The following is a 24,252-nucleotide window of genomic DNA, read 5'->3' on the forward strand; positions in this document are numbered from 1 at the left end:
TCCGCTTTGCTTATGACTGCAGCTCCGGGCGGTTGGCGAACAGTTCCAGCGCCTCCGGATTGGCGAGCGCCTCCTTGTTCTTCACCGGCCGGTTGTGCACCACCTCGCGCACCGCCAGTTCCACGATCTTGCCGCTCTTGGTGCGCGGGATGTCACTCACCTGCACCACCCGGGCCGGTACATGGCGGGGCGTGGTGTTGGCGCGGATCTGTTTCTTTATCCTGTCGATCAGCGCGTCATCCAGGCCCAGGCCGTCACGCAGGCGCACGAACAGCACTACCCGCACATCGCCCTCCCACTCCTGACCGATCACCAGGCTCTCCACCACCTCCACCAGTTGTTCCACCTGGCGATAGATCTCGGCCGTGCCGATGCGCACACCGCCGGGGTTAAGCACGGCGTCGGAGCGGCCGTAGATGATGATGCCATCCTGGGCGGTCAGCTCGACGTAGTCGCCGTGGCACCAGACATTGGGGAAGCGCTCGAAGTAGGCGCTGTGGTACTTCTCCCCGTCGGAGTCATTCCAGAAGCCGATCGGCATGGAGGGGAAGGGGGCGGTGCAGACCAGCTCGCCCTTCTCGCCGCGTACCGGTTCGCCGTCGTCGCTCCACACCTCCACCCGCATGCCCAGGCCGCGGCACTGCAACTCGCCGCGGTGGACCGGCAGTACCGGGTTGCCGAGGGCGAAGCAGGAGATGATATCGGTGCCGCCGGAGATGGAGGAGAGACACAAATCCTGCTTGATATTTTCATAGACGAAATCGAATGCCTCCGGCACCAGCGGCGAGCCGGTGGAGCAGAGGGTGCGCACGGAAGCGAGGTCATGGGTTTCGCGCGGTTTCAGCCCCGCCTTGTTGATGGCGTCGATGAACTTGGCCGAGGTGCCGAACTGGGTCATGCGCTCCGCGTCGGCGTAGTCGAACAGCACATTGCCGTCCGGGTAGAAGGGGGAGCCGTCGTAGAGCAGCAGGGTCGCCTCGGCCGCCAGGCCGGAGACCAGCCAGTTCCACATCATCCAGCCGCAGGTGGTGAAGAAGAAGGTGCGATCCCCCGGCCTTACATCGGTGTGCAGGCGGTGCTCCTTGAGGTGCTGCAGCAGGGTGCCGCCGGCGCCGTGCACGATGCACTTGGGCACCCCGGTGGTACCGGAGGAGAACATGATGTAGAGCGGGTGATCGAACGGCAGCTGCTTGAAGCCGATCTCCCGGGCGGTGTAATCGTCGATGAACAGGCCCAGGGGCAGGGCGCCGGCGATCGACTCCAGCGGGAAGTTGTCCCGGGTATAGGGGATCACCACCACGCGCTCGATACTGGGGATGCTCCGGCGGATCTCGGCGATCTTCTCCAGGCTGTCATGGGTCTTGCCGTTGTAGTAGTAGCCGTCGGCGGCAAACAGCAGTTTCGGCTCGATCTGGCCGAAGCGGTCCACCACCCCGTTGACCCCGAAGTCGGGGGAGCAAGAGGACCAGATGGCACCCAGGCTACTGGTGGCCAGCATGGCGATGATGGCCTCCGGCATATTGGGCAGATAGGCCGCCACCCGGTCACCTTCGCCGATGCCGGCCGCCTCGAGTGCCTGGGCCACCCGGGAGACCTGGTCATAGAGCTCCCGGTGGCTGACGCGTCGCGCCAACTTGTCCTCCCCGCGGAACACCAGGGCGTCGCTGTCGTCGCGGCGGCGCAGCAGGTTCTGGGCGAAATTGAGCCGCGCCTGGGGAAACCAGCGGGCGCCCGGCATCTTGCCGCCGTCTTCCAGTACCACCTCGCCCCTGCGTTCGGCAATGACGCCGCTCTCTTCCCACAGGGCGCTCCAGAACGCCTCCGGCTGGTCGATGGACCATTGGTAGAGGGCCGGGTAGTCGGCCAGTGCCGTGCCGCGTTTCTGATTCACAAAACGTCGGAAGCGGGTGAGGTTCGCCTGTTCGATCTGATCGGCACTGGGTTGCCAGAGCGGTTCTGCCATTGTTATCTCCACCGGTATAAAGTCTTTACGTTAACGTAAACGTTATAAAAGAATAGCACTGATCAGGCGCAAAATGAAAATGCCTTGATCTGTCAGTTGAACGCTATTTGGATTGCTGTTTTTTTAGCCGCGAATGAACGCGAATAAACGCGAATTAGGTTAGCAGTATAACGCGTAGGTTGGGGTGAGCCTGCGAACCCCAACGAATGGCGTTGAACGGATCCACCGTCTGTTGGGGCTCGCCCCGCTTGTCCTCATTCCCACGCTCTCTGCGTGGGAATGCATATGGCAGTGCACCGTGCGCGCGCCGTAACACACCGTTTGACGACCATGGATGCGTTGGGTTACGCGGCGCCCGGGCTTTGTCGCGGTCTGGATGCGCAATGCCTGTGCGCCGCCAACCCAACCTACGCTGTTTTATCACTACTTGGAGAGGATCATAGCAGAGCCCTCAATGGCTCGCCTTGTGCTCGCTGATCACGCCGCGGCGCAGCTGATCCAGCTCGATCGATTCGAACAGCGCCTTGAAGTTGCCTTCGCCGAAGCCCTCGTTGCCCTTGCGCTGGATGATCTCGAAGAAGATCGGACCGATCACCGTACGGGTGAAGATCTGCAGCAGCAGCCCCTGGCCCGCGCTGGGCGCCCCGTCGATCAGGATGCGATTGTTTCGCAACCGTTCCAGGTCCTCGCCGTGGCCGGGCACCCGCGCATCGACCTGCTCATAGTAGGTGTCCGGGGTCTCCTGCAACGGCACCTGCAGCTCGCGTAACCGCTCCACCGTGGCATGGATATCCCCGGTGCCCAGGGCGATATGCTGTATCCCTTCGCCATGATAGGCGTGCAGATACTCCTGAATCTGGGATTGGTCGTCGCGGCTCTCGTTGATCGGGATGCGGATCTTGCCGCAGGGGCTGGTCATGGCGCGGGAGCGCAGGCCGGTCAGCTTGCCCTCGATATCGAAATAGCCTACTTCGCGGAAATTGAACAGGCGGGCGTAGAAGTCCGCCCACTCGTCCATGCGCCCACGATAGACGTTGTGGGTGAGGTGATCGATGTAGGTGAGGCCGACCCCCTGGGGATGGGGATCGACACCCTGGATGGGCTCGAAGTCCACATCGTAAATGCTGCCCTTGTCACCATAGCGGTCGATCAGGTAGATCAGCGAGTCACCGATCCCCTTGATGGTGGGGATGTTGAGCTCCATCGGTCCCGCCCGGGTCTCCACCCCCCAGGCACCGAGTTCGATCGCCATGGCGTAGGCGCGTGCCGCATCCTTGACCCGGAAGGCGATGGCACAGGCGCTGGGGCCGTGCTGGCGGGCGAAAGAGCGGGGAAAGCCGGTCTTCTCCGCGTTGATCAGGAAGTTGATACCACCCTGTCGATAGAGGGTCACATCCTTGGAACGGTGGCGGGCGATGGCCACGAAGCCGAGCTGCTCGAACAGCCGGCCCAGCGCCTGCGGCTCCGGCGAGGTGTATTCGACGAATTCGAAGCCGTCGGTACCTATCGGGTTGTCCCAGAGTTGTCCCATGCTTCACCTCCCGGCCGGTGGCCGATTCATGAGAAAAATTATCAGCCGCGTATGAACGCAAATAAACGCTAATGGTATAAATGCATTCATGCCATCCGACTGTTCGCCGTCTGTGGGCCAATAGTTAGACGGGTAGTTCTTTCCCGTAAATCAATTGTGTTTTTTATTTGCGTTCATTCCATCCTCGGGTTCGTAAACGGTGCGTCCCTGCACCGCTCCTTGCGTTCATTTGCGGCTAAATTCCAAATGGACTGATTATTAGATAACCAGCGCACCGTCAGGGTTCACACCGCGTCCGGCTGGTTCTCCGGCCGCGCCCGCTCGAAGGCGTCGAGACCCAGGCATTGCCGGTCGATCGCCACGATGCGGGGATAGGGGGTCAGGTCCAGTTCAAAGCGGCGCGCGTTGTAGACCTGCGGCACCAGGCAGAGATCGGCCAGGGTGATACGATCACCGAAACAGTATGGCCCGCCGCAAGCGTGCTGCTCCAGCAGCTGCTCGATGGCGCGCAACCCCTCGTCAATCCAGTGGTGGTACCAGGCCCGTTTCTGGCCTTCATCGACGCCCAGGGTCCCGGTCAGATAGCTGAGGATGCGCAAATTGTTCACCGGGTGGATATCGCAGGCCACCGTCTGCGCCAGGGCGCGGATACGCGCCCGCTGCAAGGCATCACCCGGCAGCAGGGGAGGGTCCGGATGCAGCTCGTCCAGGTATTCGCAGATCGCCAGGGACTGGGACAGCACCCCGTCCTCCACCGCCAGGGCGGGGACCAGTCCCTGGGGGTTGATCGCCCGGTAGTCGTCGCCGGCCTCCTCGCCCTGCAGCAGGTTGACCCTGGCCTGGTGGTAGTCGAGCCCCTTCAGGTTGAGGGCGATACGCACCCGGTAGGCGGCGGTGGAGCGGTGGTAGTCGTAAAGTGTGATCATGGTCCCTGATACGGCTCCACCCGCTGCTCGATATCGCCAAAGATGTTGTGGCCGGTCTCATCCTCCATGCGGATGCGGATGGTGTCGCCGAAATCCATGAACGGGGTTTTGGGGTTTCCGCCGTTGATGGTCTCGATCATGCGCACCTCGGCGATACAGGAGTAGCCGACCCCGCCGTCGGCAATGGCCGAACCCCACGCGGTGTTCTGTTTGTTGGAGACGGTGCCGGAGCCGATGATGGCGCCGGCGCCCAGGGGACGGGTCTTGGCGGCATGGGCGATCAACTGGGGGAAGTTGAAGATCATGTCGACCCCGGCATTGGCCTTGCCGAAGGGCTGGCCGTTGTACTCCACCAGCAGCGGCAGGCTCACCCGTCCGTCATGCCAGTGTTCGCCCAGCTCGTCCGGGGTCACCGCCACCGGGGAGAAGGCGCTGGAGGGCTTGGACTGAAAAAAGCCGAAACCCTTGGCCAGCTCCGCCGGGATCAGGCCGCGCAGCGAGACATCGTTGACCAGCATCAGCAGACGGATCTGTCCAGCCGCCTGCTCCGTGCTACAGCCCATGGGGACATCTCCGGTGATCACCGCCACCTCGCTCTCGAAGTCGATGCCCCAGGCGCTGTCGGCCAGGCGGATCGGCTCGCGCGGTCCGAGAAAGGCGTCGGAGCCGCCCTGGTACATCAGCGGATCGTGCCAGAAGCTCTCCGGGACCTGCGCGCCGCGCGCCTGGCGCACCAGTTCCACGTGGTTGACATAGGCGCTGCCGTCGGCCCACTGGTAGGCGCGCGGCAGGGGAGAGGCGAGTTGCGCCATCTCCAGCTCGAAGGCGTCCTCCGCCTGCCCGTCATTGAGTGCGCGGTAGCGCTGCTGCAATGCCGGCTCGCAGGTCGGCCAGTCGTCCAGCGCCGCCTGCAGGGTGGGGGCGATGTCGTCGGCGCGTACGGCGCGGTGGAGGTCCTTGGAGACCACCAGCAGGACGCCGTCGCGTCCCTGTTTCAGTGAAGCCAGCTTCATCGTTTTTCCTTTTACCCGTGAGACGGGGTGTTGTCTTATAAAGCTATTAGCCGCGAATGAACGCGAATAAACGCAGATAACGACTCGATCCTTCGGTAGGTTGGGGTGAGCGGAGCGAACCCCAACCTACATGCATGCTGCTATCTACCCATATATAGGGCCAGTCCACGTTAACGGGTAGGATGGGTGGAGCGCCTTCCTCCCACGTGGCATTTGCCGGCACCTTCGCGGCGCGCAACCCATCAAGTAGCCGTACCCGAAGAGATGATGGGTTACGGCGCCCGTCCCTGTGGACTGCCTTCCGTAGCGTTGCCATGCGCCTCCACCCATCCTACGCGCTGTGGTTGATACACAGAGTTACTCCTTGAACTCCTTCTCATGCAGCCAGGAAGCGTGGGTCACTACCTTCTTGGTCTTGCTCCACTCCTCCAGCATGGCCGGGGCGATGTCGTGCAGCTCCTGCAGCATCTCCTGGGTGGCAGTAATCGTGGTGAGCTCCAGTCGGTGACCGTTGGGATCGAAGAAGTAGATCGACTTGATAATGCCATGATCGGTGGGGCCCACCACCTCGATGCCGTTGACCTCCAGCTGCGTCTTGGCCTCCATCAGGGCCGCCTCGTCTTCGACCCGGAAGGCGATGTGCTGTACCCAGTCCGGGGTGTTGGGGTCCTTGCCCATGGGCGGTGAGTTGGGCACCTCGAAGAAGGCCAGGATATTGCCCATGCCGGCATCCAGGAACAGGTGCATGTAGGGATCGGGCTCCTTGGTCGAAGGGACCCTGTCTTCCGAGATGGCCAGCAGGAAATCCATGTTCAGGTTCTTGGCATAGAACTCCACGGTCTCTTTGGCGTCATTGCAGCGATATGCAACGTGATGGATCTGTTTGATTTCCACAGGTGGCTCCTGTCACTTGAACGGTAAAAGTGCAATCGGTTCGTCAATTCAACCCTTCGGCGGCGATCCGCAGCGCCTCTTCCAGGGTCTCTTTGTCGCCGATGTGATTGGCCAGCAGCAGGATCAACTTGGCGTTGGCCAGCCGGCTCTGCTCCTCACTCAGTTCCCGGTGCATCTCCACCAGGGCGTTGTAGAAGTCATCCGGACGGCTGAGGGTCGGCTGAACGTTCAGTTTGCGCGTCTCGATCATCAGTTATGCTCCTTCAGCTGCAAGCGGTGGCCCGTTTCAGGGCCGCTTCAATCTTCTGCCGATCCAGGCTGCGCCAGCGGGCGGCGACGTGCTGGTCGGGACGGAACAGGTAGAAGGTGCCGGGCCGGCCGTCGAAGCGCTTGCTCAGCACCCCTTTGGTATCGCTCACCGCGCGGACGCCGGCCGGCAGGTTGTCCGTCGGTTCGAGGCCCGCTACCAGGATATTCAGCGGGATATCGGCGTGCTCGGTGAGGCTGCTCAGGGCGGTCAGCTCGGGATCGCTCAGGGTGCCGTCGGTGGGGGCGAAATAGAGCCCGTTGAAGCGGCTGTTGGCGATCAGCCGCAGGAACCAGTCGCCCGCGTTGACCGGCGCGTCGGTGCTGGGAGCGCCGGGCACCATCTTGCTATCGAAGCGCTCCTCATCGGGGGTGTTGAGGGGGGAGTCCCGGTACACCGCCGGCGTGGAGAGCCGGCCGCTGTTGACCAGGGTGCGGGCAAACGGGTACTCCTCGGCCAGCAGCAGGGTGGCGTCGCGAAACGTGCGGCTGACCGCGCTCTTGGGGGTGATAAAGTCGGTGCTGCGGGTGGAGTTGAGCAGGTTCTCGTCGGCCGCCGGCACCCGTTCCGCATCATAGCTGTCGAGCAGCCGCTGCGGCGCCCTGCCGTCCAGCACCAGTTTCAGCTTCCACAGCAGGTTGTCGGTGTCCTGGAATCCGCTGTTGGCACCGCGGGCACCGAACGGCGAGACCTGGTGGGCGGCGTCGCCGACAAAGAACAGACGACCGTGGCGGAACCGCTCCATGCGGCGGCACTGGAAGGTGTAGACCGAGGTCCACTCCAGTTCAAATTCGGTCTCCTCGCCGAGCATCGCCTTGAGCCGGGGGATGACGTTCTCCGGCTTCTTCTCCTCTTCCGGATCGGCGTCCCAGCCAAGCTGGAAGTCGATGCGCCAGACGTTGTCCGCCTGGCGGTGCAGCAGGGTGGAGCCACCCTGATGGAACGGGGGATCGAACCAGAACCAGCGCTCCGGCGGGTAATCGGTCTCCATCACCACATCGGCGATCAGGAAGCGGTCCTGGAACACCTGGCCGCTGCTCTCCAGCCCCAGCATCCGGCGAATGCCGCTGTTGGCGCCATCGGCCACGATCAGATAGTCGCAGGTGAGGCGGTATGCACCGTCCGGGGTTTCCACCTGGATCTCCACGTGGTCGTCCTTTTCCGCCACGGCGGTGACCCGACTCTTCCAGCGCAGTTCCAGGTGCTTGGTCTGGCGGATCTGCTCGACCATGTACTCTTCCAGGTAGTACTGCTGCAGATTGATGAAGGCGGGCCGGTGATGATCCGACTCCGGCAGCAGGTTGAAGGTGTAGACCAGATCGTCGCGGAAAAACACCTTGCCGAGATTCCAGGTGATGCCCTTGTCCACCATGCGCTGGCCGCAGCCTAGCCGGTCGAGGATCTCCAGGGCACGCTTGGCGTAGCAGACGGCGCGGGAACCGATGCTGACAGTGTTGTTGTCGTCCAGGATCACCGCCGGGATGCCCTGGGCGGCGGCATCCAGGCCGGCCGCCATGCCGATCGGGCCGGCCCCCACCACGATGACCGGGTGGTGCACCGGGGCGGGGGTGTCCTGATCGGCCGAGTGGGAATATGCATAGACCGGGTTCTGATGGGTCTGCAACATGGGTGGTCGATCCTCCTTTTGTGGCATCTTTGCGCCTTAACTATGGGGCTGTCGGGTCGCGCTGCTTCAGAGTGCGTCCTGCAGGGCGTGCCACATCTCGGTGTCGCGCTCGGCGGTCCAGATGCGCGGGTTCGGATAATCGCCCGCCTCGTCATAGGCGCGGGTGATATCGAACGGCAGGCAGTGATCAAAAATCACCCAATGGCCGAACTGCGGCTGCAGCACCTGGTAGGTCTCGGTGTAGATCTGGTTTAGTTCCTTGCCGGCGGCGCGTCCCTGCTTCACGCTTTCGAACATCTGGGTAAGGAACTCCTGGGTACCGCTGATGGCGGCATCGACGGTCTCGGGGGTGGTGAGGGCATCGCCGCGGCCCGGTACCAGTTTTTCCGCGCCCAGGGCACGCACATTGGCCAGGGTCTGGGGCCAGTCGCTCAGGTAGGCATCGCCGGTGTAGGGGGTGGCGCCGAACTCCACCAGGTCGCCGCTGAACAGCACCTTCTCCTCCGGCAACCAGACCACGATGTCGCCCTTGGTGTGACCGCGGCCGATATGCTTCAGCTCGACCCGGCGCTTGCCCATCCACAGGGTCATGGAGCTTTCGAAGGTGAGGGTCGGCCAAGTGAGGCCGGGCACCGATTCCACACCCTGGAACAGGCGCGGGAAACGCCCCACCTCGGAGTCGAAATCGAACTGGCCGCGCTCCGCGATCAGCTCATAGGTGGCCTGGCTGGCGATGATATGATCGGCTTGATAGGCGGAGGCGCCCATGACGCGAACGGCATGGTAGTGAGAGAGCACCACGTATTTGATAGGCTTGTCGGTGACCTCGCGGATGCGCCGGATCACATCCTGGGCCATATCCGGCGTCGCCTGGGTGTCGATCACCATCACCCCGTCATCACCGATAATGATACCGGTGTTGGGGTCGCCCTCGGCGGTGTAGGCGTACACGCCCTCGGCCAGTTTATCGAATGAAACCGTCTTCTCATCAACGTCCGCATGGGATGCAAATTTCTTGCTCATCGGTGATACCTTCTGTCGGTCCGGATCGTGGAATATTAGTTGCCAGTGAAACAGTAATTCATGACAAATGTCATTTGCGGTAAATATAGTTGCAATAGTAACTAATTGCAACATTGAAATAAGTAGGTTAATAAGGGGTGCTCCCTATGCCGAAAAGTATAGTAGGGAGGGGCGGGGTGGGCGGTTTCGGCGTGGTGTTGTGGGAGGATATAAACGCAGCTTATTGCGTTGTCGGCGGATGGTAATGGGAGATTGTTTCGGCGTATGAACTCCGTGCAAAAGCCGGGAACAGTGCGGGTGTTTCTCACAATGACAGCGGAGAGTATGTCACTGGATCAAGGCTGAACGGGTGGGCCCACGCGACCGTTAAAACGACTCGCCTGTAGCAGAGGCTTTGTCCCGGGATGGACTTGTGCCGCTAAAGTTGTGGAGGTTCAGCTGGTGATGCAGAGTTCGCGGGCGCGTGCCTCGAGCTTGCTCAGCAACTGGTCAAACTCCTTGATCTCCCGGGCATTGAAGGGGGTGAGCAACTGGCGTTCGCGCTCCAGGGCCAGGGGAACGATCTGCTGGTAGACCTTCATGCCCTTGGCGGCCAGCCTCAGCTGGGACTTGCGTCGATCCTTCTTGTCGGTTTTGCGCAGCACCCGGCCGGATTTGGTCAGGCTGGAGACGGCGCGGCTCACCTGCACCTTGTCCATATTGGTGCGTTCACAGATTTCGTTTGCCGAGAGGGGTTGATAGTTGCCGAGCACGGCGATCACCCGCCACTCCATGATGCTGATGTTAAATCGTTCAGAGTAGATAGCAGCGATGCTGCTGGAAACAAAGTTGCTCAATACCGACAGGCGGTAAGGGATGAAGGTCTCAAGCTCGACCCGTGGTTCGTCCCCGCTTTCGTTTGTTTTGGTTGTATTGTTCTGAGACAACTTGCTGCTCCATTTGACAGATGATACTAACGAGGGTGGCCGCCTGTTCCGCGTTCCACTTGCCGCGAGTATATGGCCGACAGGCCATCTGCGCAAAATCCTTGTCAGGGTACCTGTCAGTTCGGACTGACCGAGTCGGCATTGTAAGCCAACTCTGTGTAATCTAGCCACTTTTCCTGCAGTGGGTCCAGGACGACGTCTTCTAACGCTGAGCAGGGCGAGGATCCGCCTGCTTGTTTGCCGGGACGCCGTAAACCCTTTCATGCTACGCATCCTGCTTCGCATGAAAGTCCGGTCCACCCGTCCCTGGGTGGGCGTTCGCTGCTGCGCAGCTCACCCCTGGGGGCTTGCAGTGGCCATCCATGGCCGCGGACACCCGTCAATCAAGCAGGCTGATCCACTCTCACAGGCCGTTGCGTGTTTAGATCACGTGGCCCTGGCAGCGGGCCGGTTAACCGAGGAGTCGGGTAGTTTTTTACCCGGAAGGGCGCGCAGGCTACAATCCGTAGATCGAGATACATTCACCTGACTCACCCTGTGATCATGACCGGAAAAATCGCCACGTGGATCATGCATGTGGACATGGACGCCTTCTTCGCCGCTGTGGAGCAGCGCGATCGGCCGGAGTACCGCGGCCGGCCCGTGGTGGTCGGGGCTCAGCCGGGCCGCCGCGGCGTGGTGGCCACCTGCTCCTACGAAGCGCGGGTGTTTGGTATCCGTTCTGCCATGCCGATCTCCGAGGCCTATCGTCGCTGCCCGGACGCCATCTATCTCAAACCGGACATGTCACGCTACGCGGAGGCGTCGCGGCAGGTGATGGCGGTGCTGGAGAGCATTTCGCCGGTGATAGAGCCGGTATCGGTCGACGAGGCCTACCTGGAAATTTCCGGTCTGGAGCGGCTGTACGGCTCCCCGCACGCCATTGCCGGCCTGGTCAAGGAGCGTATATGGCAACGGGTCGGGTTGAGTTGTTCCGTCGGTGTCGGCCCCAACCGGCTCATTGCAAAGCTGGCTTCCGAGCACAACAAGCCGGACGGATTAACCGTCATTCCGGCGCCGCAGGTGGAGGCATTTCTCAATCCCATGCCCCTCTCCAATCTGCGCGGGGTCGGCCCGCAGACGCTGAAGACGGTGCAGCGCCTGGGTATCCGGACCGTGGGGCAGTTGCGGGAACTCCCGGCGGAGCTGCTCAACAGCTATTTCGGCGAAAACATGGGCGGCAGCCTCTATCGCCAGGCCCGTGGCCTGGGGTCTGATCAGGTGGGGGTGCGGGGCGGCCGGCAGTCCATTTCCAAGGAGACCACCTTCAATGAGGATATAACCGACCGGGAACGGCTCAGGGGCACCTTGCGGAGCCTGGCCTCCGAAGTGGGCCACAGCCTGCGCCAGGCGGGGTTGATGGGGCGGGTGGTAACCCTCAAGCTGCGGCTGGGAGGTTTTGAGACCCATACCCGGCAGCGCCGCTTGCCGGTGGCCAGTGACTCGGATGCCATGCTGTTTCAACTGGCGTGGGAGCTGTTTATCAGTTCACCCTTTGTCGACCGGCCCATCCGCTTGATCGGTATCGGCATCTCCGACTGGGGCGATGGGAGTGGAGAGACCCTGGATCTGTTCGCTTCCGGTGCGGGCCGCGAGCGGGAACGACGCCTCTACGCCATGCTGGATAACGCGGCCGAGCGGTTCGGCGAGGGCAAGCTGTCACTGGGTGTGCCGACCCGTAAACAGAATAAGTAGTTAGTTCTACTTTGTCGGATTGCGGATAGCTTCCGGGTGGGAGGATTCCAAGACCATCGGCGGCAGGAGGAGTGGTGCAGGGATGTACCACTCCTCGCCAATGCTCACGGGGTGATTGGCCTGCCTTGTTGGCCGATCTTGATGGCGCCTCGAATCCGGCTCCTTTTTCAGATTCAAGCCTGCCCTTGTTTGAGCGAAGCGAGTTTGGGCAGGCGCTGAAAAAGGGGCCGGATTCGAGGAAACAAGCCATCGTGTGAGGCCGGCAAGGCAGGCCAATCGCTTACAAACCGGGTAAGTAGTTCCAATCCGACAAAGTAGAATTAGGGCCTGCCTCAGTCAGTGGCCGGTGATCGGGAATCTCCGGAAATGGGGTTGCGGATATCGGCGGGAGTTGAACCGAGAGACTGCTGTCGGCAATGCGCCACTCGCCCCGTTGACCGATGGCGGGTTCGTCACCACTGAACAGGGCATAACTGTAGCGGCCGTAATGGGGTAGTTTTCTGGCCAGGCCGGCGAGGGCGGCGGCATTGTCCGTGGTGATGTAACCGAGGGTCTGTTCGGGTGCCTGTTGTTGGGTCAGGGTCAGGGTCAGGGCAAAGGTGCCCGGTTTGCCGCTCAGCTCCAGTTCGTCGCGCCGCTGATCGAACAGGCGGGCGAAGCGGTTGTCTTTGCCGAGAATCCAGACCGGGCCGGTCTCCGGCAGCCGTTCGATGGCGCTGTCCCGGAGCAGGGTTAGACCGGGTTGCCGCTGTTGCCACTCCCTGAGCAGCTGCGTATAGGCCCGCTGCAGCTCCTCGTCGGCGGCGTCCGGTATAACCGCATACAGCCGTTTTGCCCCGAACAGTTGCCCCAGGCTGCTGGGGGTCTCGCTGGGGTCGAGTCGCCTGAACAGGTCGAACAGGGGGTCGACGCTAACCTTCAGCGGGCGCGTCTCCGAGATGATCTCCAGTGTGGCATCGCGGCCGTTCATCTCCAGATGGTAGGGGGCCGCCTGTTCCGTGTCCGCGAAATGGACGAAGAGTGGCACCTTGAGCCGGTAGGGCTCATCCGGCTGGGTCTGCTCGATCTGGATTCGCAGGCGATAGTTCTGGCCAGTGAGCGCCGACTCGGCGGAGACAAGCTTCAGGATGGGCGCCCCGGTCCGTGTCAGCCACTGGTCGAAAAAACCCCCGAGCTTTTTCCCCGAGACCGCTTCAAAGGTATCCCGCAATGCGTCGAAGCCGGCAGCGCGGAATCGATAATCACGGTAGAACTGCCGCAGGCCCTGGAGGAACAGCGGGTCGCCCAGCTCCATTCGCAGCATGTGAAACAGCATCAGGGTCTTGCCGTATCCCACGGACTGGCTGATCTGGCCGTGATTACCGCGAAACCGGGAAAGCGGGAAGTCATCCTGGCGTGCCACATAGTGGCTGTAGTTCTGCAGCGTGGTTCGGCGGTAACCGGCCCCCTCGCCCTGTTGCTCCTTGAGCAGATGGTCCGCCAGATAGGTGGTCAGCCCCTCGCTCCAGTTGCCCGATGCAGGATCCACGTAGACGCCATTGCCCCACCAGTTGTGCAGCACTTCATGGGGGTAGGAGGTGTGGATGATAAAGGGGAGCTGGATGACCCGGGGTCCCAGCAGGGTAAAGGAGGGCATGCCGTAGCCACTCTCCCAGAAGTTCTCCACCAGGGCGAATTTGCCATAGGGGTAGGGGCCCAGCAGCTTTTCATAGAGCGAAAGATACTTTCCGGTGGCCTGCAGGTAACGTTCGGCCAGCGCGGGGTCGGGTCGCTGCAGATAGACCTCTGCAAGAGGTCCCGGTCCCGGCTGCTGATAGTAATGGTAGGGATAGGCGATCAGGTAGATCTCCTCCTGGGGTTGGAGCTCCTGCCAGCCGTTGTGGCCGGCGAGCGGGCTTCCCTGGCTGACCGATCGCCAGCGCTCCGGCAGCTGGATCTGCAACTGAAAGCTGACCGTTGAGTGGCCGATCTGGGGATACCAGTAACTGTTGCCCGCCAGAAACACCCCGTCTGTCGATATGAGTCCGGGCGTCGATTGAAGTGGGCTGCCACGCTCCCCGCCGCTGGCCAACGGGTGCCTGATGATGCCGTGGTAAGCGACCGAAAAGCTCTTTCTGGGGATGGATGTCTGAATCCGGTAACGTCGCAACGGCACCGGGCCTTGCAGCCTCTCCATGCTGGCCAGATGGGCATCCCGGTCGACCAGGCGGGGTGTCAGGTCGGCATGCAGCAGGAACTCCACCTCGCGTTGCGCACTGGGCAGGCTGATTTGGTCGGTGGCAGTCAGGCGTCCCTGGTCGGGTTGGATCTCGACCTGCAGTTGATGATGCACTGGCTGATTTGCGTCAATGGAAAAGGCCGGGGTTGCACCGAAAAGCAGCAGAAGGAGTGCCAACCGTCTGATAACATGGCCCCTGTGGATTCCAAAGGCGGGTTGGATGCGGAGTATGAATCGCAATTTGTCTTCCTCTGTTGAATCAGTCTGAGTATTTTTTGTCAGATCGCATGTCTTGTAGTTTTAGGGCTCGCGAAGGAATAATTTCGTAGTACCGAGGGCGTTCCTGGGCCACGCTGGCAAGGCACGCTTTGCAGGCAATGGCCGTTCCCTTGCCAAAAAGCGTAACACGGCCAGCGTGACCCAGGAACGACCGAATACAGGAACTTATTCTTTCGCGAGCCCTTAGAGAGCCGGTTATGGTTATAACACGATACCCCCTGTTTCTTCCTCTGCTCTTCTCTGCGCTGTTTTTGGTCGCCTGTGGAAATACCGTGATGACTCATCGTGACGCCAGTGGGCACGCCAATCCTTCGGATCGACAAGCAACGGAAGCGGCGGAGACCCGGCCGGTAGTTGCCGCTGTGCTGGATCTGCAGCAAATCCACGGTATGGAGGTATTGACGCCCGTCCTGACGACTCGACGCGTGGTCTATGTCGGGGAGACGCATGATGAGTATGCACACCACAAAGCCCAACTGGCCGTCATCGAGGCACTGCATGCGACCGGTGCCGATTTGGCGATCGGCATGGAGATGTTCCAGCAGCCCTATCAGCCCTACCTGGATGACTACATCGCAGGAAAAATAACCGAAGCGGAGATGCTGCGTAAGACCGAGTGGTATGAGCGCTGGGTCTACGATTATCGCTATTACCAGCCAATCCTGAAATTTGCCCGGGAAAAAGGCATTCCCGTGATCGCCCTTAATATCTCGCGAGAGATCACCGGACGAGTTTCACGCGAGGGCATGGAGTCGCTCAGTGAACAGGAACGGGATCAGATTCCGGCGGATATCGATTATTCGGACCAGGCCTATACAGAGCGCCTGAAAAAGATATTCGCTCAGCACGGCGAGGAGACGAGCAGGAGTTTTGAACGCTTCCTGCAGGTGCAGCTGCTGTGGGATGAGGGTATGGCCGAGCGGGCGGCATCCTTTCTGGAGGAGCACCCGCGCAAACAGTTGGTGATCCTGGCCGGCAGTGGACACCTGATGCATAGCTCGGGTATACCAAATCGGGTAAAGCGGCGTCAGCAGGTGACATCGGCCATTGTGCTACCCGGCGGTGGCCTCAATATCGAACCGGGTATCGCCGATTTTGTAGTGTTTCCTCAAGCGGCCAAGTTGCCACCGGCGGCGGTCATCGGGGTGTTCATGGAGCGGTCGGAACAGGGCGTGCTGGTCAGCGAGGTGGTCAAGGCGAGTGCGGCGGAGCGGGGCGGGGTGAAACCTGACGATATCATCCTCGCCCTTGATGGGACGAGGGTTGCCTCACCCACCGACCTGCGGATTGAACTACTCGGGAAAAATCCGGGGGATGGTGTCAGGCTGACACTGCTGCGACGACGGCTACTGTTCGAAGACCAAAGGTTGGACGTGGATCTGATCCTGGGGCAATAACCCAATCTGGTCGACCGGGCACGGCGACGCGGGGTTGGAGAATCGACGCCAATTCCTGCGGACCACGGGCGCCCTCTGGGAACGACAGCGTCCAGAAACAGCGGTTTACTCAAAGCACTCACCGGAAGCGCAGGGCGCGCTCCCGGTGAATTGAACCTTTTTCTTATGCCGGGTAGCTTAGACGATGGTTACGTTTTCAGCCTGGGGACCTTTTTGACCTTGGGTCACTTCAAAGGTGACCTTCTGACCTTCGGCCAACGTGCGACGACCAGTGCCATTGATTGCACGGAAGTGAACGAAAACATCAGAACCGCCTTCGCGCTCAATGAAACCAAATCCCTTGTCATCGTTAAACCATTTAACGACACCGGTAACTAAATCAGACATATAACCCTCGTACTATATATAACAGTGCCAAATATATCGGCATTACAAAAAACACTGGCCCTACTTAACATGTTGCCGGTGTATTATTACGCGTCCATCTATCCAGTCAGATAGATGAAAAAAAATACCAATAACCAGTGGGATCCTTTTCCATCTACCCGATAACCAGTGTCAAGTACGAGTCTGAACTCTACGCTGACAGGTTTATCGTTCAATATCAGATTCAGAAACCTGTGTTAACTCACTTCATTCTCCACGGGGTTTGTTCACTAGTCAAGAACAAAATATAGACAGCGGAGCACCTCGCGACGACCCCTGGGGTCAGGTGGTATTGGATTGATAATGTCATTTATTTACAAATGCTTACGCGGTGAATGAGTGTGTCTGTTCAGAGGGCATTGGCGATGGTTTCGTCATCCCCGGTATCCTCATAACAGGCCTCCATCATGTCAATAAACCGTTTCGCCTGAGGGGAGAGGTATTTGCCGCGGCGCAGCACGATGCCGTAAGTGCGTTTGGGAAAATATTCGTTCAGTGGGATTTTTACCAATTTCTCTTCACCAGTCAGGCAGACGTCGGTGACAATGGAGATGCCCATACCGAGCTCGACATATTTTTTGATCACTTCCCAGCCGCCGGCTTCCAGACCGGTCTTGAACTTGAGTTCATGCTGGCGGAATACCAGATCCACCATGCGCCAGGTGGTCAGACTGGGTGGCGGGAGTATCAGGCCATAGGGCGCGATGTCCTTCAGCGTAACAGTCTGTTTCTTCGCCAGGGGATGCCCTATGGGGACGATCAGTTCCGGAGAGTAGGTGACCAGCGGTTTGTAGATAATGTCATCCGGCACATCCAGCATCGAGCCGACGGCAAAATCTGCCTCGTCGGCCCGTAATCGGGACAACCCGTCACGCCCACCGGTCACATTGTGCAGCTTGACCCGGATCTTTGGGTGCTGCTCCATGAACTGCTTCAGCGGTTCAGGCAATACATACAGGATGGTGGACTCACCTGCCGCAATATTCAGATCACCGGCCTCCAGTAGCCCCTGCTGGGCAATGAAGGTCTCATGCAGCTTGTCCATCCCCTCAACCAGCGGCTGCGAGAGTTTGAACAGGATTTTTCCTTCCGGGGTGAGGCGGATCTTGGGACCGCGGCGCTCGAACAGCACGGTTTCCAGTTCCCGTTCAAGTGCCTGAATCTGCAGCGAGACTGTCGGCTGACTGAGAAAAACCTTGTCGGCGGCTTCGCTGATGCTACCTGTCCTGGCGGCGTGGCAAAAAGCGCGTAATTGCTTGAGTCTGTTCTGTTTGTAGTAGATCGGCGCGGGTGATGCCATGGTGCTCTCTGGTTACTATATTGCTGAAGTTAATAGTAAGCATTGAAATAATTGGCCTGTCAAATACCACAATTTCCTCTACACTTTGCTGCACTTGCGATAATGAGCGCGATGGTTTCAAGTGAAATGGATTTAACGTGATGAATATAAAGGGAAAAAAATGGTATAACTTGAAACAGTCATAATTTTATACGGCGATGAATTGTTGTCTGCTTGGGGGCCGAATAAATGACCGATATCACCAGCATAGCCCTTTCCGTTGGTTTTATGGCCGTACTCGGCTCCATACTCGCCTCCATCCTGGTGCTGGCCAATAAGCGCCTGTTTGTCTACGAAGACCCCCGTATCGATGATGTGGAAGATCTCCTGCCCCGCGCCAATTGCGGTGCCTGCGGCAGTCCCGGGTGTCGTCCATTCGCCGAAGGTTTGATTGACGGCACTTATGAACCCGCCCAGTGTACTGTCAATGCCAAAGAGACCAATGAGCTGATCGCCAACTACCTGGGTGTGGACCTGGGTGCGCAGGAGAAGCGTGTTGCACGGCTCGCCTGTGCCGGTGGTAGCCATGTCGCTTTCATCCGCGCCAGCTATGCCGGCATGAGTTCCTGTCGTGCCGCCGCGCTGGTTTCCGGTGGCGGGAAGGGCTGCTCCTGGGGGTGTCTGGGGATGGGTGATTGCGCCGTCGTCTGCGATTTCGATGCCATCAGCATGAATAAATACGGTCTGCCGGTGGTGAACGAAGATCGTTGCACCGCCTGTAATGATTGTGTCGAGGTCTGCCCCAAGGATTTGTTTGAACTTCACTCGGTCAACGAACAGTTGTTCGTTGCCTGCAAAAACCTGGAAAAGGGCGAAGAGGCGGAGAGCCAGTGCGAGGTGATCTGCACCGCTTGCGAACGTTGTGCAGTGGATTCGCCGGAAGGGCTGATCGACATCAGAAATAACCTGGCGGTGGTCGATTACCGCAAAAACGATCTGGCATCCAAGGTGGCGATTGAGCGCTGTCCGACGGGCGCCATCGTCTGGTTTGACAAGCAGGGCGGTTATCAAGTGGGTAAAGACGCCAAGAAGATTATCCGCAAAGAGATGCTGCCCATAGGGTAGTGAAGGTTTCATCTGTTGGGCTGCCTACAGCGATGGCGATCCCGAAATGTAAAAGAAGAGGAAGTGTTCATGTTCGGTAAGAAAGAGCAAAAGCAGTTTAAGTATCCTGGTATCCGCATGGCGATGGATGGCAACACCGCTGTCATCATGTGTGAGCGGGAGGCCTCTGACGCTGCCGGTGCTTACCCCATTACCCCCTCCACCCAGATGGGTGAGTACTGGGCGGAAGAGGTGGCCCAGGGGCACATCAACGTCTCCGGCAAACCGCTGGTATTCGTGGAGCCAGAATCCGAACATGCCGCCGCGGCGGTCACCGCCGGTATGTCCATGACCGGCCTGCGCGCCACCAACTTCTCCTCCGCCCAGGGCGTGGCATTCATGCATGAGTCGCTCTATGCGGCGGTGGGCAAGCGTCTGCCCTATTTGCTGAATATCGGCACCCGCGCCATTACCAAGGCGTCGCTCAATGTGCATTGCGCCCATGATGATTACCACTGCATGGACGATACCGGTTTCTTCCAGATGTTCGGTGCCAATGCCCAGGAGGCGGCGGACCTGAACCTGATCGGTCGCAAAATCGCCGAGCTGAGCCTGACCCCGGCGGCGGTGGCCCAGGATGGCTTCCTCACCACCCACCTGATCGAACCGGTGATGGTGCCCGAGCGCGAGCTGATCGAGGAGTTCTGCGGCCGCCCGGACGACATCATCGAATGCCCGACACCGGCGCAGAAGATGATCTACGGCGAGAAGCGTCGCCGCGTCCCCGAGATCTGGGACGTGGACAACCCCATGCTCTCCGGTTCGGTGCAGAACCAGGACGCCTACATGCAGGCAGTGGCCGCCCAGCGTCCCTATTTCTTTGACCATATCTCCAGCATCGCCGACCAGGTGATGGACGAGTATTACGAATTGACCGGTCGTCGTTATCACCGGGTCGGCCAGTACCGCATGGACGATGCCGAGTACGTTATTGCCGGGCAGGGTTCGATGATCGTGCAGGCCCAAGTGGTGGCCGATTATCTGCGCGAAACCCGCAAGCTCAAGGTAGGTGTACTCAACCTGACCATGTACCGCCCGTTCCCCGGCGACCTGATCGGCAAGGTGCTGAAGGGACGCAAGGGCGTAGTGGTGCTGGAGCGTACCGATCAGCCGCTGGCGGAAGATCTGCCGCTGATCCGCGAGATCCGTGCCTCGCTGACCAAATGTATCGAAAACGGCGTCACCTCGGGCGATGCCCCATACCCGAAATATGCCTCTTATAAGTCGGGCCAGGCGCCAGCACTCTATTCCGGTTCCTACGGTCTGGGCTCGCGTGACCTGCAGCCTGAAGGACTGGTTGGTGCCATCGAGAACATGCTGCCGGACGGCAAAAAACGCCGTTTTTTCTACCTGGGTGTGGATTTTGTTCGAGAGGCGACCGACCCCAAGGCGGAGATCCGTCAGCAAGCGCTGCTGGAGGCCTATCCCCATATCGGCGAGATGGCCATCCGTGGCAGCGAGAATCCCGATCTGCTGCCCAAGGGCGCGATTACCGTGCGCATGCACTCGGTGGGTGGTTGGGGTGCCATCACCACCGGCAAGAACCTGGCCATGACCCTGTATGATCTGCTCGGTTACGACATCCGCGCCAATCCCAAGTACGGTTCCGAGAAGAAGGGGCAGCCCACCACTTACTATCTCTCGGCGGCGCCGGAGCCGATCCGCCTGAACTGCGAATACCATTTTGTGGATGTGGTGCTCTCCCCCGATCCCAATGTGTTCCTGCACTCCAACCCGCTGTACGGATTGAAAGAGGGCGGTTTCTTCATTATCCAGAGCCATCTGGAGACCGAGCAGGAGGTGTGGGCGCAGATCCCGGTGATGTATCAGAAGTACATCGTCGATCACAATATCCACGTCTATTTCGTCGACGGCTTCAAGATCGCCAAGGAGGAGGCCTCCAATGCGGAGCTGCAGTTCCGCATGCAGGGCAACGCCTTCCAGGGCGCCTTCTTTGCGGCATCACCCCTGCTGGAGCGGGCGCACCTGACCGAGCAAGGCCTGTTCGACGCCATCGAGACGCAGCTGCGCGACAAATTCGGCGGCAAGGGCGAGCGCGTGGTTGCCGACAACCTGCGGGTGGTGCGGCGCGGTTTCGACGAGATCCGCGAGATCTCCGACAAGCCGGTCGGCCTGACCCAGCAGGATATCCGCAAGGCGGCGAAGATTCCGGTCATGTTGCAGGCGCTGCCCCAGGGTGACGGCAAGCTCTCCGACGTACACGCCTTCTGGGAGCGGACCGGCTCCTTCTATCTGAGCGGCAAGGGCTCGGAAAACCTGGTCGACCCGTTCATGGCCACCAGCCTGATCCCGGCCGCCACCGGTATCTTCCGCGACATGACCCAGATCCGCTTCGACTATCCGAAGTTCATCACCGAGAACTGTACCGCCTGCGGCGACTGTTACACCGCCTGTCCCGACAGCGCCATCCCGGGCCTGGTGAATACCATCAGCGACATTTTCAATACCGCCATCGAGCGCATCGAGAAGAAGGGCACGCCGACCCTCTACCTGCGGCGTGAAACCCGCAACGTGGAGAAGAAACTGCGCGCCCTGATCGATGCCCAGGGCGAGGCGTCGGTGGTTTCCAGACTGCTGGATCAGGCAGTGCTGGAGGTACTGGCCGAGTCGGAACTGGATGAACAGAAAAAGGCCGGTCTGGAGCGCGAGTTCGGACTGTTCCTGGAGTCCGTCGGCGGTTTCGAGTTCTCCGTCACCAAGCCCTATTACAGTAACCGGGAGAAGAAAAACAAAGGCTCTGGCGGTCTCTTCTCCATCACCGTCAACCCCTACACCTGCAAGGGCTGCATGGAGTGTGTGGATGTCTGCGACGACGGCGCGCTGGTGGTCGAGCTGCAGACCGAGCAGGCGGTCGAGAAGCTGCAGCGCGACTGGAAATTCTGGATGGATCTGCCCACCACCAACCCGGACTTCGTCCGCATCGATGACCTGAACGAAAAGATCGGTGCCCTGGAGACCCTGTTGCTGGACAAGACCAACTACCAGTCCATGGTCTCGGGTGACGGCGCCTGCCTGGGGTGTGGCGAGAAGACCGCCATCCACCTGTTCACCGGCACCGCCACCGCGCTGATGCAGCCGCGGGTCAAGGCGCATATCGCCGAGCTGGACGACCTGATCAACCGGCTGGAGACCCATATCCGCCTGAAGCTGGCGGCCGGCATGGATCTCTCCAACACTGCCGCCATCAATGAGGCGGTGGAGGAGAACAAGGATACCGATTTGACCCTGACCAGCCTCTCCGCCACCCTCGCCGAGGGGCAGGTGGTGGAGCCGGTCGATCCCAAGTGGCTGAAATGGGCCACCCAGCTGCTGGAGAAACTGCGTCACCTGAAATGGCTCTATACTGATGGCAATACCAATCAGGGACGCGCCACCATGGGCATCATCAACTCCACCGGTTGCACCTCGGTGTGGGGATCGACTTTCCCGTTCAATCCCTATCCGTTCCCCTGGACCAGTCACCTGTTCCAGGACAGCCCGTCGATGGCCATGGGTATCTTCGAGGGCCACATGGCCAAGATGGCCCAGGGCTTCAAGGTGATCCGCCAGGCCAAGCTGGAGTTGCAAGGCAAGTACGATGCCGAGGTGCATGACAGCTTCTTCACCTACTTCGACTGGAAATCCTTCAGCGACGAGGAGTGGCTGCTCTGTCCGCCGGTAGTCGCCATCGGTGGCGACGGCGCCATGTACGACATCGGTTTCCAGAACCTGTCACGCGCGCTGGCCTCCGGTACCCCGATCAAGGTGCTGATCCTGGATACCCAGGTCTACTCCAACACCGGCGGCCAGTCCTGTACCTCCGGCTTCATCGGCCAGGTGGCGGACATGGCGCCCTATGGCAAGGCGTGGAAGGGCAAGACCGAGATCCGCAAGGAGATGGGCGTAATCGGCATGGCCCATCGCACCAGCTTCGTACTGCAGAGCTCCCAGGCCAATGTGACCCACCTGCTGGAAGGTTTTATCGACGGCCTGAACAGCCGCCGTCCGGCCATGTTCAACATCTACACCACCTGTCAGCCTGAGCACGGGGTGGCGGATGACGCCTCCGAACACCAGGCCAAGCTGGCCCTGGAGTCCCGCGCCTATCCGCTGTTCCGCTACGATCCGGATGCCGGTGTCACCTTCAGCGAGTGTTCCAGCGTGGAGGGCAACCCGGCCCTGGACGCGGACTGGCCTACCTACCAGCTCGCCTACCAGGATGAGGACGGCAAGGCGTCGAAGATGGAACTGCCGATCACCTTCGCCGACTTCGCCTTCAGCGAGGGTCGCTTCCGCAAGCATTTCCGCTCGGCGCCCCAGGACGCCTGGAATGACGATATGGTGCCGCTGCATGAGTTCCTCGACATGGACGAGGACGACCGGGATGGTCGGTTCCCCTATATCTGGGCGGTGGACGGCAAGAGCCGCCTGATGCGGGTGCTGGTCTCCCAGGAGATCGTCCTCTCCTGTGAAGAGCGGCGCAATTTCTGGCATCAGCTGCGCTCCCTGGCCGGCTTCGGCGAGGCGGTGGACGAGGTGGAGATCGCCAACCGTGCCAAGGCGGAGATGGCGCAGAAGCTCACCTCCAGCCTGCTGGCCCTGGCCAACAATGGGGATATCTCGGCCCTTGCGGACATGCCGGTGCCGGCCAACGGCGGCAACGGCGCGGCGGCGCCGGGCGGCGCCGTCCCGGCCGATTACGAAGCGGTCTGGATCGAGACTCCCGAGTGTACCGCCTGTGACGAGTGCACCGATATCGCGCCCAACGTGTTCCAGTACAACGAGCAGAAACTGGCCGTGGTGCTGAACCCCAAGGGGGCGCCGTTCAAGGACATCGTCAAGGCGGCGGAGAAGTGCACCGCCGGCTGTCTGCACCCGGGCACACCGTGGAATCCGAACGAGAAAGACCTCGATAAACTGGTCAAGCGTGCAGCAAAGTACCAGTAACACCACCACCAGCAAAGGAGAGAATGACAATGGCAACAGTAACCTTACACGGAAACCCTGTCTCTACCAGCGGTGAATTGCCGGCGGTCGGCAGCCAGGCGCCCGAGTTTTCCCTGGCCAACAAGGAGCTGGCCGATGTGGGGCTGGCGGATTTTGCCGGCAAGAAACGCCTGCTGAACATCGTGCCGAGCCTGGATACCCCGACCTGCGCCATCTCGACCAAGAAGTTCAACGAGTCGTTTGCCGCGCGTGATGATGCGGTGGCGATGGTGATCTCCGCCGACCTGCCGTTCGCCCAGGGCCGCTTCTGCGAGACCGAGGGACTGAAGAACGTAGTCACCCTGTCGCTGATGCACGATCAGCAGTTCGCCAGGGACTATGGCGTACTGATCACCGATGGCCCGCTCCGGGGCGTTACCTGCCGGGCGGTGGTGGTGGTGGATGAGAACGGTACCGTCACCTATACCCAGCTGGTGTCCGAGATCGGCGACGAACCGGACTACGCGGCGGCGCTGGAGGCGTTGAAATAGCGATCGGTCCGGGCGCGGCCGTTAGGCGGCCGTGCCCCGACCGGTCAGGAAGTTGAGATCAGCGGAGA

At 60.4% G+C, this 24,252-nt stretch carries 17 protein-coding genes; 5 read left to right on the forward strand and 12 right to left on the reverse strand.

Translation table 11 applies throughout. The features are described 5' to 3' along the window. Positions 1–10: 10 nt before the first annotated feature. From O9K64_RS18375 to O9K64_RS18415, 9 genes are all read right to left on the reverse strand, one after another. Positions 11–1,963 carry an acetoacetate--CoA ligase gene (locus O9K64_RS18375; RefSeq protein WP_275099562.1) on the reverse strand — a complete coding sequence of 651 codons (1,953 nt, stop codon included), beginning with the start codon at positions 1,961–1,963 and terminating at the stop codon, positions 11–13. A 451-nt stretch (positions 1,964–2,414) separates the two neighbouring features. Continuing rightward, positions 2,415–3,494 (reverse strand): 4-hydroxyphenylpyruvate dioxygenase, encoded by a 1,080-nt coding sequence (gene hppD / locus O9K64_RS18380; RefSeq protein WP_275099563.1) that lies wholly within the window; start codon positions 3,492–3,494, stop codon positions 2,415–2,417. Positions 3,495–3,778: 284 nt separating this feature from the next. Beyond that, positions 3,779–4,420 (reverse strand): maleylacetoacetate isomerase, encoded by a 642-nt coding sequence (maiA, locus tag O9K64_RS18385; RefSeq protein ID WP_305793189.1) that lies wholly within the window; start codon positions 4,418–4,420, stop codon positions 3,779–3,781. Next, positions 4,417–5,433 carry a fumarylacetoacetate hydrolase family protein gene (locus O9K64_RS18390; protein WP_275099564.1) on the reverse strand — a complete coding sequence of 339 codons (1,017 nt, stop codon included), beginning with the start codon at positions 5,431–5,433 and terminating at the stop codon, positions 4,417–4,419. Before O9K64_RS18390 ends, maiA begins: the two co-directional genes overlap by 4 nt. 357 nt (positions 5,434–5,790) lie before the next feature. After that, entirely contained in the window at positions 5,791–6,327 is a 537-nt protein-coding gene (locus O9K64_RS18395) for a VOC family protein (protein WP_275099565.1), read from the reverse strand. Positions 6,328–6,370: 43 nt separating this feature from the next. Further along, positions 6,371–6,577, reverse strand: a complete 207-nt coding sequence (locus tag O9K64_RS18400) for a DUF2783 domain-containing protein (RefSeq protein ID WP_275099566.1) — start codon at positions 6,575–6,577, stop codon at positions 6,371–6,373. 13 nt (positions 6,578–6,590) lie between these two features. Further along, positions 6,591–8,261, reverse strand: coding sequence for an FAD-dependent oxidoreductase (locus O9K64_RS18405; protein ID WP_275099567.1), 1,671 nt, complete (start codon positions 8,259–8,261; stop codon positions 6,591–6,593). Between the two features lie 66 nt (positions 8,262–8,327). Further along, entirely contained in the window at positions 8,328–9,284 is a 957-nt protein-coding gene (locus tag O9K64_RS18410) for an MBL fold metallo-hydrolase (protein WP_275099568.1), read from the reverse strand. Between the two features lie 434 nt (positions 9,285–9,718). Next, complete coding sequence (locus O9K64_RS18415) at positions 9,719–10,210, reverse strand: MarR family winged helix-turn-helix transcriptional regulator (RefSeq protein WP_275099569.1); 492 nt, start codon at positions 10,208–10,210, stop codon at positions 9,719–9,721. A gap of 543 nt (positions 10,211–10,753) precedes the next feature. Here O9K64_RS18415 and dinB point away from each other — a divergent pair. After that, a complete protein-coding gene (gene dinB / locus O9K64_RS18420; RefSeq protein ID WP_275099570.1) occupies positions 10,754–11,944 on the forward strand; it encodes a DNA polymerase IV in 1,191 nt (396 codons plus the stop codon). 280 nt (positions 11,945–12,224) lie between these two features. Here the strand turns inward: dinB and O9K64_RS18425 are convergent, their stop codons facing one another. Beyond that, a complete protein-coding gene (locus tag O9K64_RS18425; RefSeq protein WP_275099571.1) occupies positions 12,225–14,276 on the reverse strand; it encodes a M1 family metallopeptidase in 2,052 nt (683 codons plus the stop codon). 440 nt (positions 14,277–14,716) lie between these two features. On the opposite strand from O9K64_RS18425, the gene O9K64_RS18430 reads away from it, so the two are divergent. Further along, on the forward strand, positions 14,717–15,838 hold the full coding sequence (locus O9K64_RS18430) for a ChaN family lipoprotein (protein ID WP_275099572.1): 1,122 nt from the start codon (positions 14,717–14,719) through the stop codon (positions 15,836–15,838). 177 nt (positions 15,839–16,015) lie between these two features. On the opposite strand, the gene O9K64_RS18435 is transcribed toward O9K64_RS18430, so the two are convergent. After that, complete coding sequence (locus O9K64_RS18435; RefSeq protein ID WP_029132379.1) at positions 16,016–16,225, reverse strand: cold-shock protein; 210 nt, start codon at positions 16,223–16,225, stop codon at positions 16,016–16,018. Between the two features lie 388 nt (positions 16,226–16,613). After that, positions 16,614–17,564, reverse strand: a complete 951-nt coding sequence (locus O9K64_RS18440; RefSeq protein WP_275099573.1) for a LysR family transcriptional regulator — start codon at positions 17,562–17,564, stop codon at positions 16,614–16,616. Between the two features lie 228 nt (positions 17,565–17,792). On the opposite strand from O9K64_RS18440, the gene O9K64_RS18445 reads away from it, so the two are divergent. The 3 genes from O9K64_RS18445 to tpx all read left to right on the forward strand — a co-directional run bounded on the left by O9K64_RS18445 (position 17,793) and on the right by tpx (position 24,184). After that, entirely contained in the window at positions 17,793–18,668 is an 876-nt protein-coding gene (locus tag O9K64_RS18445) for a (Fe-S)-binding protein (protein ID WP_275099574.1), read from the forward strand. A gap of 69 nt (positions 18,669–18,737) precedes the next feature. Continuing rightward, positions 18,738–23,654 (forward strand): 2-oxoacid:acceptor oxidoreductase family protein, encoded by a 4,917-nt coding sequence (locus tag O9K64_RS18450; RefSeq protein ID WP_275099575.1) that lies wholly within the window; start codon positions 18,738–18,740, stop codon positions 23,652–23,654. A gap of 29 nt (positions 23,655–23,683) precedes the next feature. Beyond that, the gene (tpx, locus tag O9K64_RS18455; protein WP_275099576.1) at positions 23,684–24,184 is read left to right on the forward strand and encodes a thiol peroxidase; all 501 of its coding nucleotides are present in this window, start codon (positions 23,684–23,686) and stop codon (positions 24,182–24,184) included. Positions 24,185–24,252: the final 68 nt, after the last annotated feature.

Origin of the sequence: Sedimenticola hydrogenitrophicus, assembly GCF_029017505.1 — a bacterium.
Taxonomy (GTDB): Bacteria; Pseudomonadota; Gammaproteobacteria; order Chromatiales; family Chromatiaceae; genus Sedimenticola; species Sedimenticola hydrogenitrophicus_A.